The organism is Shewanella sp. 10N.286.52.A9, assembly GCF_041468985.1.
Lineage (GTDB): Bacteria > Pseudomonadota > Gammaproteobacteria > Enterobacterales > Shewanellaceae > Shewanella > Shewanella japonica.
On sequence record NZ_JBFRJQ010000011.1, the window covers coordinates 68695 to 83444 of the forward strand.

The window sequence follows — 14750 nt, forward strand, 5'->3', positions numbered from 1 at the left end:
TTAGTATTAATTAAATAGAAAAAACACCAAGGATTAAAGTGATTTTTGTTAAAGGTCTTAAGAAAAGTCAAAAGATCAGCAGATTAATTCAAATCGTGATTGCGATAATCTTGTTAATTGGGCTAACTCATTTATGGAAATCTAGCCTCAACAACGGGCAACAATTGCTCAATTCGCAAACGCAGATTATGGCAAGACTATTAGCCCAACAAGCGGCAAATGGTGCGGCGCCAGCGATGTTTTTACAAAATGATGAACAGCTACAGTGGCTTGCAAACGCCCTCATCGATGACCCTAAAGTCATGTCCGTCCACATTTATGATGCTCAAGGCGTTAGGCTTGCTTTCGCTCAATCGGTCAGCGAAGAAGCACTTGATGCCGATGATGAAGAACTTAAAGAGTTACTCTCGCCTTATCCGCCAATGATTGAAAATGTACTCCAAGGGGACAACAACCTAGGTTACATTGAAGTACGGGTAAACTTGCGAATATTCTTCGACGAAATCAAAACCTTGTATCAAGAAAATATGAAGCTACAACAAACCATGTTAATTGTGGCTGGAATTATTGGCTTGCTTCTCTCTCGCGCCCTGTCATTTAAACGAGCTGACTTTGACCGACGTAAAACTCGAGCTAAACAAGGAAGAAAGAACAGTCATTTATTACAGCTTAATCAAAGTGACTCAGTCGATGGTATAGATGATGACATGAATGATGGTATGGATGATGGTATGGATAGCAGAGAAGATCTGAAAGACCACATCCCCTCAGATGAACATGCAGAGCTCAGTGATACTGAATTGGCTGATATTGAATATCAAGAGCTAACTGATTTGAATCAAGATAGCCAAACGACTACTGATACGAAAAACAAAGGTGCCAAAGCTTTAGCCTCTAAATCACCGAAAGCGTCTAACTCATCTAGCGCCGCTAAATCAAGAGAAGACCAGAAAGATAAAGCCGAGCCAAAGTAAGCTATTTGGCTTTATCTTAGCTCTTTTAAACAACAAAAAAGGGATAACATCACTGTTATCCCTTTTTATCAAACTTTAAAATAAATTAAAGTGTGATAGCAGCATCTAATGTCATCACAATCATATCGTTGAACGTAGTTTGACGCTCATCTGATGATGTTTTTTCACCGGTTCTGATGTGGTCAGAAACAGTCACAACACATAAAGCTTTAGCGCCTAATTCGTGTGCAACACCGTAAAGACCGGCAGCTTCCATTTCGACACCTAATACACCCATTTTTTCCATTGTATCGAACATTGAAGGATCTGGAGTGTAGAATAAATCTGCAGAGAAAACGTTACCAACACGGATTTTAGTACCGTGTGTTTTAGCTGACTCAATAACAGCATTCATTAAGCCGTAGTCCGCGATAGCAGCGAAGTCTTGGCCTTTAAAACGAAGACGGTTAGCTTGTGAATCAGTACATGCACCCATACCAATAATCACGTCACGAACTTTAACGTCTGTGCTGATTGCACCACAAGTACCAACACGAATAAGGTTTTTAACACCGTATTCTTTGATTAGCTCATGAGCATAAATTGAACATGAAGGAATACCCATACCTGAACCCATAACAGAGATACGAGTCCCTTTATAAGTACCAGTAAAACCGAACATGTTACGAACGTCAGTCACTTGCTCAACATTTTCTAAGAACGTTTCAGCAATGTATTTTGCACGTAATGGATCGCCTGGAAATAAAACTGTTTCGCCAAAAGCACCTTCAACAGCATTAATATGTGGTGTAGCCATGAAAAACCCCTATATTTTTATATTAAATCTTTAATATGAGTAATTAAGTCATCCCCTTAATTACTCAGTGCGATTCTACTATATTTATTAACAAAATAGCGTTAGAAGATAATAATCTTTTATTGTTAAATGAAAGATTTACCATATTCCATCGGCTCAAGTTCAAAGTAACTAGCAATTGACTGACCAATATCAGCAAAACTGTTACGACGACCGAGTGAGCCAGCAGCTAAACCTGCCCCCATAGCCAATACAGGCACACGTTCACGAGTATGATCTGTCCCCTGCCAGCTTGGGTCACAACCATGATCGGCTGTGAACACGATTAAATCTTCTGGATTTAACAGTGCTAATAATTCAGGTAAACGTTGGTCAAAATACTCTAACGCTTTGGCATAACCCGCGATATCACGGCGATGACCATAGTGAGAGTCAAAATCAACGAAGTTGGTAAACACTATGGTGTTATCACCCGCTTGTTTAACTTGCTCAAGTGTCGCATCAAATAACGCCTCAAGGCCTGTCGCTTTCACTTTTTGAGTAATACCACAATGAGCGTAAATGTCTGCAATCTTACCAACGCTAACCACTTCACCACCTGCAGCAGCTAATTTATCTAGCACGGTTTTTGACGGTGGCTCAACAGCGTAGTCGCGACGATTACCTGTACGAGCGAAATCATCAGGACCATTACCAACAAATGGACGGGCGATCACTCGACCAATATTATAAGGCTCAAGCTCTTCACGAGTAATTTCACATAAACGGTATAGGTTCTCTAAACCGAACGTTTCTTCATGACAGGCAATTTGAAATACCGAGTCAGCTGAAGTATAGAAAATAGGCTTACCAGAGCGCATATGCTCTTCACCAAGCTGTTCAAGAATGGTAGTACCTGATGCATGACAATTACCTAAAAACTCAGTTAAACCGGCACGAGCCAGGATTTTATCAGTCAATTCTTGTGGGAATGAGTTTTCTAAATCTGAAAAATAGCCCCACTCGTAAAGAACCGGTACACCTGCCATTTCCCAATGACCGCTCGGTGTATCTTTACCTGAACTTAGCTCGTCTGCATGGCCATAAGCGCCGATGAGCTCAACGTTATCACCGAAGCCATCAGCAAATTTACCTGTACTTTCGAAACCTGCATGGCCTAAGCCCAACTTTGCTAAGTTAGGTAATTTAAGTGGACCTTGACGGCCAATATCTGCTTTACCTTCTGCACATGCTTTTGCAATATGGCCAAAGGTGTCTGAACCGACATCGCCAAATTTATCAGCATCAGTTGCAGCACCAACACCAAATGAATCCAGCATCATAATAAATGTACGTTTCATATTTGAGCTCCTTATAAATCCGATGCGCGGATATAGCGATAAATTTCAGGCGTTTTTTCTGGCGCCGAATCTTTAATATGTATCGCTTGTTGTACCGCGGCAGAAGCTTCTTCAAATGCCGCTTCTGATTGAGCATGTATCATAGCAATAGGTTTATCTTGAGTAATCTCATCACCTAAAGCACAGACATCGGTTAATCCGACACTGTAATCTAATTTATCACCAGGCTTTCTGCGTCCGCCACCTAAAGTAACAACAGCTAAGCCGAGCTCTCGAGTATCCATGCTGTGCGCAAAGCCTTGTTGGCTGGCATAAACAGGACGGATAATCGATGCATGAGGTAAATAGTTATCGAATGACTCAATGAAGTCAGCCGGCCCACCAAGACCTGACACCATACGGCCAAAAATCTCAGCGGCTTTACCATTATCAAGTACAGCATTAAGCTTAGTACGAGCTTCAGCATCATTTTGGGCAATGCCACCTAACACTAGCATTTCCGCACATAAGCCCATAGTCACTTCATATAGACGCGGATTACGATATTTACCAGTGAGGAAATTAATCGCTTCACGAACTTCGACAGCATTACCTGCACATGAGGCTAGTACTTGGTTCATGTCAGTGAGTAATGCAGTGGTTTTAGTCCCCGCGCCATTAGCTACAGCAGTAATACTTCGAGCTAACTCTTCAGATGCTTCGTAAGTTGGCATAAATGCACCACTACCGACTTTGACATCCATCGCTAGTGCATCAAGGCCCGCTGCGAGTTTCTTTGAAAGAATAGAAGCAGTAATCAAAGAAATAGACTCGACTGTCGCTGTATTGTCTCGAATAGAATAAAAGCGCTTATCAGCTGGGACTAAATCACCAGTTTGGCCAATGATAGCGACACCAGCTTCTTTAACAACTTTACGGAAGAGTTCACTTGAAGGTTCGGTTTGATAACCAGGAATTGCGTCAAACTTATCGAGAGTACCACCAGTATGGCCTAAACCACGACCGGAAATCATTGGCACATAACCGCCGCAAGCCGCAGCCATAGGGCCAAGCATCAGACTGATAACATCACCGACTCCGCCAGTACTGTGCTTATCAATAATCGGTCCGTTTAACGATAACGAATCCCAATTAAGTACTGTGCCAGAGTCACGCATGCCTGTGGTCAGTGCAATACGTTCATCCATGTTCATATCTTGAAAATAAACTGCCATGCCGAATGCAGCAATTTGTCCTTCAGAAACAGTATTTTGGGTAATACCATCTACAAAGAATTGAATTTCAGCAGAACTAAGTGCTTCACCATTACGTTTTTTACGAATAATTTCTTGAGCGAGAAACATAACATTTCCTCCAATGAAACCCTTTTATTCATACTTAAAATCAAGAGTTTCACCTTAACAAGATGGCACCAAATAAATAATGCAATGTTACTTGGTGCTATCAATTAAAACCGTTAAGAGGTCTAACTAAGCAAATCGACCTGCTTAGTATCCTTGTTTACCTTGAGGAGCATCAGCAAGGTCTAGAGTATGAAGTAAACTAGTTAATAAGCTTGATGCACCAAAACGGAAGCTAGCTGGAGAAATCCACTCTGCACCTAAAATACGCTCTGCCACGCCTAAGAACTCAGCTGTTTGTGCAGCATCGCGCACACCACCTGCAGGCTTAAAGCCAACATTACGGTTTTTCTCACTGATAACTGTCAGCATAATTTCTGCAGCTTCCAATGTCGCATTAACAGGAACTTTACCCGTTGACGTCTTAATAAAGTCAGCACCAGCATCAATCGATAATTCAGAAGCCTTACGAATTAACGCAGGATCTTTAAGCTCGCCTGATTCGATAATCACTTTTAAGATCGCTTCATCACCACACGCTTCTTTACATGCTTTAACGAGCTCAAAACCTAAAGACTCGTTACCAGCCATTAATGAACGGTATGGGAAAACCACATCAACTTCATCTGCGCCATAAGCAACAGCAGCACGAGTTTCTAATACTGCAATAGCAATATCATCGTTACCGTGTGGAAAGTTAGTTACGGTAGCAATTTTGATATCTTCGCAATCTAACTCATTCAATGTTTTACGAGCAATTGGAATAAAACGCGGATAAATACAAATGGCAGCAGTATGGCCAGCAGCAGTATTCGCTTTGTGGCATAAATCAATGACTTTTTGATCAGTATCATCGTCATTTAATGTGGTTAAATCCATTAATGAGATACCAAGTTGTGCTGCTTTTTTTAAATCACTCATGTTTGCTCTCCGAAACAAAAACCTAATAAAAATCTTGTTTTGGCAATGCATAAAGCTGGCAGTTGATTGATGTAGAGGCCGGGCCTTCGAGCATTGCCAGTAAATTAATTGATAAGTTACTGAACTAAGTATTCAATCTGATAACGAGTACCACGACTTGAATCCTTGAAGACCGGAAGAGGTGAAACAAAGAATAATTGTTTCATCCATTCCGCGAAAATTCCCTTTTAGCGCGCAAATCAATCCAAACATTTGATACCGAACCACTAGAATATTAGTTCACTATTTTAAATTGTTTGGACTTTAATATTTATCTAAATACATTCTAACAAATTTTTGTATGTACTTAAGTAAATACTAACATATTTTGCAATAAATTTGGAGCCACATAATGTGGCTCCAAAGCTTACAAATTAGATTAGAACTTGTAAGTAGCTGTTAGGTAGTGAGCCCAACCAGTTGTTTCTAGACCAACGATACCAGCACCATCTTCAAGAAGGTATACATCTTTGTAGCCTTTTAGGCCGTAACCAAGTGCGTAGTTATCTGAATGCCAGTGTAGACCGAAGTATGCTGCACCACCATTGCTAGACATTGGAACGAACTCATCGCCGTACTCATCATCAGCACCAAATTGGTAATCAACATAGCCTTGGAACGCTACGAAAGTACCGTTATCGAAGTTATGAACAGGCTTGAACCAGTTAGCAGAGAACTGATAACCATTCCAATCTTTACCATTCATGTCGTAGTGAGCGTATAAGTTCATGCCAGTTTTACCTAACCATGGAACCATAACGTCAGCACCTAAACCCCAGAAAGAAGAGTTTACGTCTTCACCAATTGCTCCACCACCCCAGTTGAATAGAGTAGAGAAGTACACTTCTTGGATAGGACCAACTGAAAGGTCAAGACCAGTGATTGCATCTAAAGAGAAACGAGGTGCAAACTTCATGAACATACGGCTTTCACCGTAGCCTTTGTCACCAGAATCTTGAGTAAATAAGTTGAATACGTCTACGTAACCGTATAAATCAACAACACCAGCGCGGCCGCCAAATTCCATTTCTAAGTAATCGTGGCCACTTTCGCCAGCACTTGGTAATTCGTCAAATGCGTACATTGCATTGAACTGCATCCAGCTGTAATCACCAGAACGGATATCTTCACCACGGTCAGCAGCCATTGCAGGTGCAGACATAGCAGCGATAGTTGTAGCAGCTAAAGCTAAAGTTTTAACGTTTTTCATTATCAACCCCATTGATATATTTATTTTACCACCTTCGTGGGTGGCGATTTTTATAAACGTTTGCATTGTACATAGATTGGATAAAAGCTCAATATTATTTGGTAAAAATACGAATACTTAATCCCAAAATGTGAACAATATCTCTACTTTCTACTAACAACTTAGAACATTTATGACTAATAAACTGCATTTTTTGAGTAAAGTAATATAAAAAACTGGTGATTTAACAAAGCAAGTCATATGCCAGCCAATGGGCTAGCGAGATTAAACTTCAATTAACTTAGGTAAAAAACCTAAAAAAAAGCTGCTATTACCGAGGTAACAACAGCCTTCATTTACTCAACTCAAGGTCGTCTTAGACAATTAAATCGCTAAGAATAAACCAGCTAGAGTCGCACTCATTAAGTTAGCTAAAGAACCGGCAATAACAGCACGGATACCTAGTCTAGCTAAGTCATGGCGACGGCTAGGAGCCATTGCACCTAAACCACCTAATAGAATTGCAATAGAAGATAAGTTAGCAAAACCACATAATGCGAATGAGATAATCGCTTTGGTTCTGTCAGTCATCATCATGCCTGTTTCTGCTACTACTTGGTAACCTTCAGCTGATGCATCAAGTAAGTAAGGAGCAAAGTTAAGGTATGCTACGAATTCGTTAACAACAATCTTTTGACCGATGAAAGAACCAGCAACTAATGCTTCGTTCCAAGGTACACCGATTAAGAATGCTAATGGCATGAAGATGTAACCTAAGATTAGCTCTAAAGTAATACCTTCAAGACCGAACCAACCTGTTACACCACCGATGATACCGTTGATCATTGCAATCAAACCAACGAAAGCAATCAACATTGCACCAACGTTAAGTGCTAAGTGCATACCAGATGAAGCACCTGCAGCAGCCGCATCTAACACGTTTGCTGGCTTGTCAGGATCTTCAGGAAGATCTGACATTTCGTTTTTAGCTTCTTCAGTTTCAGGATGCATTAGCTTAGCCATCATAAGACCACCTGGAGCAGCCATGAATGATGCAGCAACTAAGTACTCAATCGGTACACCCATTTGCGCATAACCAGCTAATACTGAACCCGCGATTGATGCTAAACCACCAACCATGATTGCGAATAATTCAGAGTTAGTCATTGTCGCGATGAAAGGACGTACAACTAAAGGAGCTTCAGTTTGACCAACGAAGATGTTAGCCGTTGCAGACATAGACTCTGTACGGCTAGTGCCTAATGCTTTTTGTAAACCACCACCGATAATACGGATGATCCACTGCATGATGCCCAAGTAGTAAAGAACTGCAATTAAAGAAGAGAAGAATACGATAACCGGAAGTACGTTTACCGCGAAGATGAAACCAACTTTAAATTGGGCTAAGTCGCCAAATAAGAAGTTAATACCATTTTGAGCGTAACCAATTACGCTAGATACTGCGTCAGAAACACCTTTTAAAATGTCTTTACCAACTGGAACGTATAAAACAAAACCAGCAAAGAATGCTTGAATTGCTAAAGCGCCACCAACAGTACGAACATTAATAGCTTTTCTGTTGTTTGATAGTGCATAACCGATTGCTAGTATGGTAACCACCCCAACTAGACTCATTAGTATATCCATTAATCATCACCCTTATTTATGTTAACGATTTGTATAATTGTTGTTAACTCACCTATTTTCCGTTAATGATTATAACTGAGGAGCAGATGAAAATCGTGGATTAGATCATACTTTTAGAGTTTAATTTCAGGATCTTATGAAACATTAATATTTATTAATAACCATGTTTAAAAAAAAATTACGACAGCTCAAACAGTTGGGAGAAGTTTTTATTCAATCGTTCTAATATAAAAACAGTTGTTTTTTTCTGTAAATTTGCGATCTCAGAGGCCACATTTGGCAAAATAAGCGGAGTATTTCGTTTTTCGGTTGCATTATAGGGGGTCATGCTAGGCGAGTCTGTTTCAATTATGAAATGTTTAATATCCAATTCAGTGATCGTTTTTCTTAACTTTTTGGCTTTTGGATTGAGTAATAAGCCACCGATACCCAATTTATATCCTAGTTCAATATATCGACTTGCCAACTCTGGCGCACCGTAAAAACCATGAATAACGCCCCCTTTGGGATTAGGGAATCGGTTTAATAATGACAATAACTCTTGGTGACATTTCACTCCATGAAGAATCACTGGGTACTCCATGTTAATTGCAATTTTTAATTGTCCAGATAACAGCTGTTGCTGTCTATCAAAGTCTGGTTTTAGCTTATCTAATCCGCACTCACCAACGGCTACAAGTCTGTCCTTAACCGCATGTTTGGCGAGCATATTCTCCAGTGATACGAGTGATGCGTTAATGTCTTCGGGAACATACCAAGGGTGAATACCCAAAGCAAAATAGCAATGATATTGCTGTGCTATCGCTAATTGGTTTTCCCAATGCTGTTCACTAATCGCAGGGATTAAAGCCGAGTTAATTCCTTTTAATGCCATAGCATTAAATAATTCAGCCCTGTCATGATCAAAGTCAGCAAGATCTAAATGTGCATGAGAATCAATCATGTATACCTCTCCCTTTGACTAAAACCATTTATACATCAGGTTATTATTAATCGTCATTGCTAAGTTTAACCTATCAAAAACGGCTTAAAAGATACTGAATGTTAAAAGCCTATCGCACACAAATAATGGAATAGTCGATGCTGATAAGTATATCTTGCTACAAAATATACTGATTATTCCGTTTATACAAATCGATTTATTTGGGCTATTTGAGCATAAAAAAAGGCGGAAAATCCGCCTTTAATATTCATCAATACCGACTCTTTAGAGTTTATGGATTAATTTTCTCGTGTTTTGGCAAACTCAACATCTGGGTAGCGTTCCATTGATAAATTCAGATTTACCATGGTAGGTGCGATATACGTTAAGTTATCGCCACCATCTAGTGCTAAGTTTGCACTGCACTTACGACGGAACTCTTCTAGCTTACGCTCGTCTTTACAATAAACCCAACGGGCTGTCGACACACTAATACCTTCATAAATCGCTTCTACGTTGTACTCGCTCTTAAGGCGGCCTACAACCACTTCAAACTGCAGCACACCAACAGCGCCAACAATAAGGTCATTGGTATCAAGCGGTCTAAATACCTGCACAGCGCCTTCTTCAGCTAGCTGCACTAAACCTTTAAGCAATTGCTTTTGCTTCAGCGGATCTTTTAAGCGAATACGGCGGAACATTTCAGGTGCGAAGTTAGGAATCCCCGTAAACTTAAGCTTCTCACCTTGTGAGAAGGTATCACCAATTTGAATAGTTCCGTGGTTATGTAACCCGATAATATCACCAGGGTATGCTTCTTCTACTTGCTCACGGTCACCCGCAACAAAGGTTAACGCATCAGAAATGCGCACATCTTTGCCGGCACGAACATGGTGCATTTTCATGCCTTTCTGATATTTACCAGAAACAATACGCATAAACGCAACACGGTCACGATGTTTAGGGTCCATGTTAGCTTGAATTTTAAATACAAAGCCGCTGAACTTTTCATTTTCAGCATGGATATCACCCATTTCGGTTGCGCGAGGTTGCGGCTTAGGAGCCCACTCTGTTAGACCATCAAGTACATGATCAACACCAAAGTTACCTAATGCAGTACCAAAAAAGACCGGTGAAAGTTCACCTTTCAAAAAAGGCTCAAGTTCAAACTCATGTGAAGCACCAATAACCAGCTCTAACTCTTCACGTAATTGCTCAGCCAGCTCACTACCAACGGCTTCATCTAAATCTGGATTTTCAAGCCCTTTAACGATACGGACTTCTTGAATCGTATGACCTTGACCAGATTGATAAAGCACAGTTTCATCACGCAGAATATGGTAAACACCTTTGAAGGATTTACCACAACCAATTGGCCAAGTAATTGGAGCACAGGCAATTTTCAGCTCATTTTCTACTTCGTCCATCACTTCCATAGGATCGCGAATATCACGGTCACATTTGTTCATGAAAGTGACAATCGGCGTGTCACGAAGTCGAGTAACTTCCATCAGTTTACGTGTTCTATCTTCGACACCTTTAGCTGAGTCAATGACCATTAAACATGAATCAACTGCTGTTAAGGTACGATAGGTATCTTCCGAGAAGTCTTCGTGACCAGGTGTATCAAGAAGATTGACTAAGCAATCACTATAAGGAAACTGCATCACAGACGTCGTGATAGAAATACCACGATCTTTTTCCATTTCCATCCAGTCAGACTTTGCGTGCTGCTTTGAACCACGACCTTTTACAGTACCTGCAGTTTGGATAGCTTGTCCGAATAAAAGAACTTTCTCGGTGATAGTCGTTTTACCGGCATCGGGATGCGAAATAATCGCGAAGGTACGACGTTTATCGACCTCGACTGTGTGAGCTGACATGAGTTACTTTGCCCTAGCATAAATAAAATGGCGCAAATTATAGCGTTTCCGAGGATAGTTGGCTAGGTAAAGTCTTGAGTATTGGTGAGTCAAAACTAAAAGCTGATTGACGATGTCAGTGAAGTTTGAACTAGACTAGCTTAACTGCAGAATTTGAACTAGAAAATCTGAACTAATAAATCTTAGCCCTGAGGGGTATAAAGAAAAAGGCCGATAATAACATTATCGGCCTTTTAGATATTCACTCAATTAGTTTGTTTGAGCCGATTCTTGTTCAATTAATTGCTGCTGCGCTTGAGCAAGTTCGATTCTTGCATAGCGATGCTCTACAAAATCATAAATATTAGTTGCCAAGCTCAATCGATAGTAATCAATAGCAAGTTGGTAATCTTGTTGCTCAACTGCTTTTTTGGCAATGTAAAAATAGGCTTCACATAAGCGCTCAGAATATTCTTTAGGTTGGTTTAAATTTACTTTAGCAGCCTCAAAAACCTGCTCTTTAGTCATTTTACCTAAGTAGTAGTCAACTAATACTGACGACCAAGCCTGATCATTCAATGACTGACGATTTTCCGCTAATGCTAGCTGTGCTGACTCTGCATCTCTTGGTGAGTCGACTAGATATAACCACAAAGCACGGTAGCCATCAGAAGGATCCTTTCGTAAAAAGTCTTTCATGTCTTGAGCGGCTAATTCATAACGCTCGCCGTAATACAAAGCAATACCACGGTTCAAATAGGCATAATCGTATTCAGGTGATAACTCAAGTACGCCATCAAATGACTCGTAAGCACTTTCAAACTCCCCCTCTTGGGTGTAATAAATCCCTAAGAAGTTATAAGCGTCGGCTAAATTAGGCTGTAGTTTAATGGCTTGATGAAAATCTATTCTTGCAAGTAAACGTAAACCAACGCTGTCATATATTACGCCACGATCATAATGAAAACGCGCTCGTTGTTCAGGCGTAAGTTCCATCGTGCCAAGAATTTCATTTAATTTGGCTAAGGTTACTTCAAGTTTGTAGTCTGGGACATTTGGCGCAACCATGATTTTGCCATTCGCTGCACTATCGGCACTACCAGATAAAGAGGCACAACCTGACAATAACAAACTGGCACCCACACATAATGCGACAACTGTGGTACGTAATTTCTGTTCCATTTAAATACCTTATCAGGTTCTATAATTACTTTGCATCATATCAACCAATCTCCATAAGGGCTATGCAGATACCAATAAAATTTCATTTACCAGCATAACTGATGATATAGCCAGCTTTAGAGTGAATAAGCTACGGTTGAAATTGATAATTTACATGACTTGCTCAACGTATTCATTCAATATCCATAACGTCTACACTAAGCATTTATCGACAAATTATAGGCACAAAAAAGGAGATCCGAAGATCTCCTTTTAATTAACGCTTGGTGTCAGATATTATTCTGCAGCAGCTTCTTCTTTAGCGTTCGCTTCTTTGATAGAAAGTCTTACACGACCTTGACGGTCAACTTCCATCACTTTAACGTCAACTTCTTGATTCATTTCAAGATGGTCAGAAACGTTAGCAACACGTTCTTCACTGATTTGTGAGATGTGAACTAAGCCGTCTTTACCAGGTAGAATGTTAACGAATGCACCGAAATCAACGATACGGATAACCTTACCTTTATAGATGCGACCCACTTCAACTTCAGCAGTGATTTCTTCGATACGACGAATAGCTTCTTTCGTTGCTTCACCGTTTGAAGATGCAATCTTCACAGTACCGTTGTCGTCAAGCTCAATTGTTGTACCTGTTTCTTCAGTAAGTGCACGGATAGTCGCACCACCTTTACCGATAACGTCACGGATCTTCTCAGGATTAATCTTGATAGTCGTGATACGTGGAGCGTGATCAGAGATATCTTCACGTGCGCCACCAATTGCTTGGTCCATAACGTTAAGAATATGAACACGTGCGCCGTATGCTTGTTGCAGTGCGATGTCCATGATCTCTTTAGTGATACCTTCAATCTTGATATCCATCTGCAGAGCAGTAATACCGTCACGAGTACCCGCTACTTTAAAGTCCATGTCACCTAAGTGATCTTCATCACCTAAGATATCAGAAAGAACAACAAAGTCGTCGCCTTCTTTTACTAGACCCATTGCGATACCAGCAACAGAAGTCTTGATAGGTACACCCGCATCCATTAACGCTAATGAAGTACCACAAACAGAAGCCATAGAGCTTGAACCGTTTGATTCAGTGATTTCAGATACAACACGAACACTGTATGGGAATTCTTCAGCAGAAGGCATAACAGCATTGATACCACGCCAAGCTAATTTACCGTGACCAATTTCACGACGCTTAGGCGAACCAACCATACCAGTTTCACCAACAGAGTATGGAGGGAAGTTGTAATGAAGCATAAAGCGATTAGTACGCTCGCCCATGATGCTGTCAATTTTTTGAGCATCACGTTCAGTACCTAATGTACAAGTTACTAATGCTTGAGTTTCACCACGGGTAAATAAAGAACTACCGTGTGTACGTGGAAGTACACCCGCTAATACGTTTAATGCGCGGATCATATCTGGTTCACGACCGTCGATACGTGGCTTGCCACTGATAATACGACCACGAACTACGTCTTTTTCAAGACTACCTAATAAGTTGTCAACTTCACGAGTATCAACATCAGGATTTTGAGCAATCAATGCTTCTTTAGCAGCCGCTTTAACTACGCCAACTTGAGCATAACGGTCTTGCTTAACTTCAATTTGGTAAGCCGCAGTCATGCCTTCTTCAGCTAACTCTTTAATTTGAGCTACTAAATCTTGATCTTGTACTGGAGCAGTCCAATCCCAAGTAGGTTTACCCGCTTCAGCTTTGAATTCTGCAATAGCTTGAACAACAACTTGCTGCTGGTCGTGACCGTAAGTCACAGCACCTAACATGATTTCTTCAGCTAATGATTTTGCTTCTGATTCAACCATCAATACAGCTGATTCAGTACCAGCAACAACTAAATCAAGATCACTTTCAGCAACTTGATCAACTGTTGGGTTTAATAGATATTCGCCATCAATGTAACCAACGCGTGCTGCGCCGATTGGGCCATTAAATGGGATACCTGAAATAGAAAGTGCAGCTGAAGTACCAATCATTGCAACCATATCTGGTTCAATTTGTGGATCAACTGAAACTACCGTAATGATTACTTGAACTTCGTTTTTAAAACCGTTCGGAAATAAAGGACGAATTGGACGGTCGATTAAACGAGCAATCAGTGTTTCATCTTCAGAAGGACGACCTTCACGCTTGAAGAAACCACCAGGGATTTTACCTGCTGCGTAGGTTTTTTCTTGGTAGTTAACTGTTAATGGGAAGAAGTCACGGCTTGGATCCGCTACTTTTTTACCAACAACAGTTACTAATACTGTTGTATCGCCCATGCTCGCTAAAACTGCAGCATCTGCTTGACGTGCAATAACACCTGTTTCTAAGGTGACGGTATGTTGACCATACTCAAAACTCTTTACAATTGGATTCACGTGACCCATTCCTTAATTATTGACCTTTAAATTACGCGCATAAGTATACTGCAATTTTTTACAATAGTTAAAGCGCATCGCAATATACCGCTAAAAAATAATTAAATTTACCGAAAATGAAGCCGATAACAGCCATTGTAAATACTTGCATTTGATGAC

Annotated in this window: 11 protein-coding genes; 1 reads left to right on the forward strand and 10 read right to left on the reverse strand. The window is 40.5% G+C overall.

The window, feature by feature from the left end:
* Positions 1-38 precede the first annotated feature (38 nt).
* A complete protein-coding gene (locus tag AB4128_RS10000) occupies positions 39-974 on the forward strand; it encodes an AhpA/YtjB family protein (protein WP_372037565.1) in 936 nt (311 codons plus the stop codon).
* An 85-nt stretch (positions 975-1059) separates the two neighbouring features.
* On the opposite strand, the gene deoD is transcribed toward AB4128_RS10000, so the two are convergent.
* The 10 genes from deoD to pnp form a co-directional block, all read right to left on the reverse strand.
* Complete coding sequence (gene deoD, locus AB4128_RS10005) at positions 1060-1770, reverse strand: purine-nucleoside phosphorylase (protein ID WP_055023726.1); 711 nt, start codon at positions 1768-1770, stop codon at positions 1060-1062.
* Between the two features lie 125 nt (positions 1771-1895).
* Positions 1896-3110: a phosphopentomutase gene (locus AB4128_RS10010; protein WP_282166402.1), complete on the reverse strand. Its 1215-nt coding sequence runs from the start codon at positions 3108-3110 to the stop codon at positions 1896-1898.
* Positions 3111-3121: 11 nt separating this feature from the next.
* Positions 3122-4453 (reverse strand): thymidine phosphorylase, encoded by a 1332-nt coding sequence (gene deoA / locus AB4128_RS10015; RefSeq protein ID WP_055023724.1) that lies wholly within the window; start codon positions 4451-4453, stop codon positions 3122-3124.
* Positions 4454-4597: 144 nt separating this feature from the next.
* Positions 4598-5371 (reverse strand): deoxyribose-phosphate aldolase, encoded by a 774-nt coding sequence (deoC, locus tag AB4128_RS10020; protein ID WP_055023723.1) that lies wholly within the window; start codon positions 5369-5371, stop codon positions 4598-4600.
* 418 nt (positions 5372-5789) lie between these two features.
* A complete protein-coding gene (locus AB4128_RS10025; RefSeq protein WP_055023722.1) occupies positions 5790-6620 on the reverse strand; it encodes an outer membrane protein OmpK in 831 nt (276 codons plus the stop codon).
* 363 nt (positions 6621-6983) lie between these two features.
* On the reverse strand, positions 6984-8246 hold the full coding sequence (locus AB4128_RS10030) for a NupC/NupG family nucleoside CNT transporter (RefSeq protein ID WP_065108653.1): 1263 nt from the start codon (positions 8244-8246) through the stop codon (positions 6984-6986).
* 178 nt (positions 8247-8424) lie between these two features.
* Complete coding sequence (locus AB4128_RS10035; protein ID WP_372037567.1) at positions 8425-9189, reverse strand: TatD family hydrolase; 765 nt, start codon at positions 9187-9189, stop codon at positions 8425-8427.
* Positions 9190-9467: 278 nt separating this feature from the next.
* Entirely contained in the window at positions 9468-11051 is a 1584-nt protein-coding gene (gene prfC / locus AB4128_RS10040; RefSeq protein WP_055023719.1) for a peptide chain release factor 3, read from the reverse strand.
* Between the two features lie 249 nt (positions 11052-11300).
* Positions 11301-12212, reverse strand: a complete 912-nt coding sequence (nlpI, locus tag AB4128_RS10045; RefSeq protein ID WP_065108655.1) for a lipoprotein NlpI — start codon at positions 12210-12212, stop codon at positions 11301-11303.
* Between the two features lie 276 nt (positions 12213-12488).
* Positions 12489-14591, reverse strand: coding sequence for a polyribonucleotide nucleotidyltransferase (gene pnp, locus AB4128_RS10050; RefSeq protein WP_055023717.1), 2103 nt, complete (start codon positions 14589-14591; stop codon positions 12489-12491).
* Positions 14592-14750 lie beyond the last annotated feature (159 nt).

Excerpts from the sequence above, each read along its gene's own strand:
- AB4128_RS10035 (WP_372037567.1), bottom strand. The coding sequence starts at position 9,189 with ATGATTGATTCTCATGCACATTTAGATCTTGCTGACTTTGATCATGAC.
- prfC (WP_055023719.1), bottom strand. The coding sequence starts at position 11,051 with ATGTCAGCTCACACAGTCGAGGTCGATAAACGTCGTACCTTCGCGATT.
- AB4128_RS10025 (WP_055023722.1), bottom strand. The coding sequence starts at position 6,620 with ATGAAAAACGTTAAAACTTTAGCTTTAGCTGCTACAACTATCGCTGCT.
- AB4128_RS10010 (WP_282166402.1), bottom strand. The coding sequence starts at position 3,110 with ATGAAACGTACATTTATTATGATGCTGGATTCATTTGGTGTTGGTGCT.
- nlpI (WP_065108655.1), bottom strand. The coding sequence starts at position 12,212 with ATGGAACAGAAATTACGTACCACAGTTGTCGCATTATGTGTGGGTGCC.
- AB4128_RS10030 (WP_065108653.1), bottom strand. The coding sequence starts at position 8,246 with ATGGATATACTAATGAGTCTAGTTGGGGTGGTTACCATACTAGCAATC.
- deoA (WP_055023724.1), bottom strand. The coding sequence starts at position 4,453 with ATGTTTCTCGCTCAAGAAATTATTCGTAAAAAACGTAATGGTGAAGCA.
- deoD (WP_055023726.1), bottom strand. The coding sequence starts at position 1,770 with ATGGCTACACCACATATTAATGCTGTTGAAGGTGCTTTTGGCGAAACA.
- deoC (WP_055023723.1), bottom strand. The coding sequence starts at position 5,371 with ATGAGTGATTTAAAAAAAGCAGCACAACTTGGTATCTCATTAATGGAT.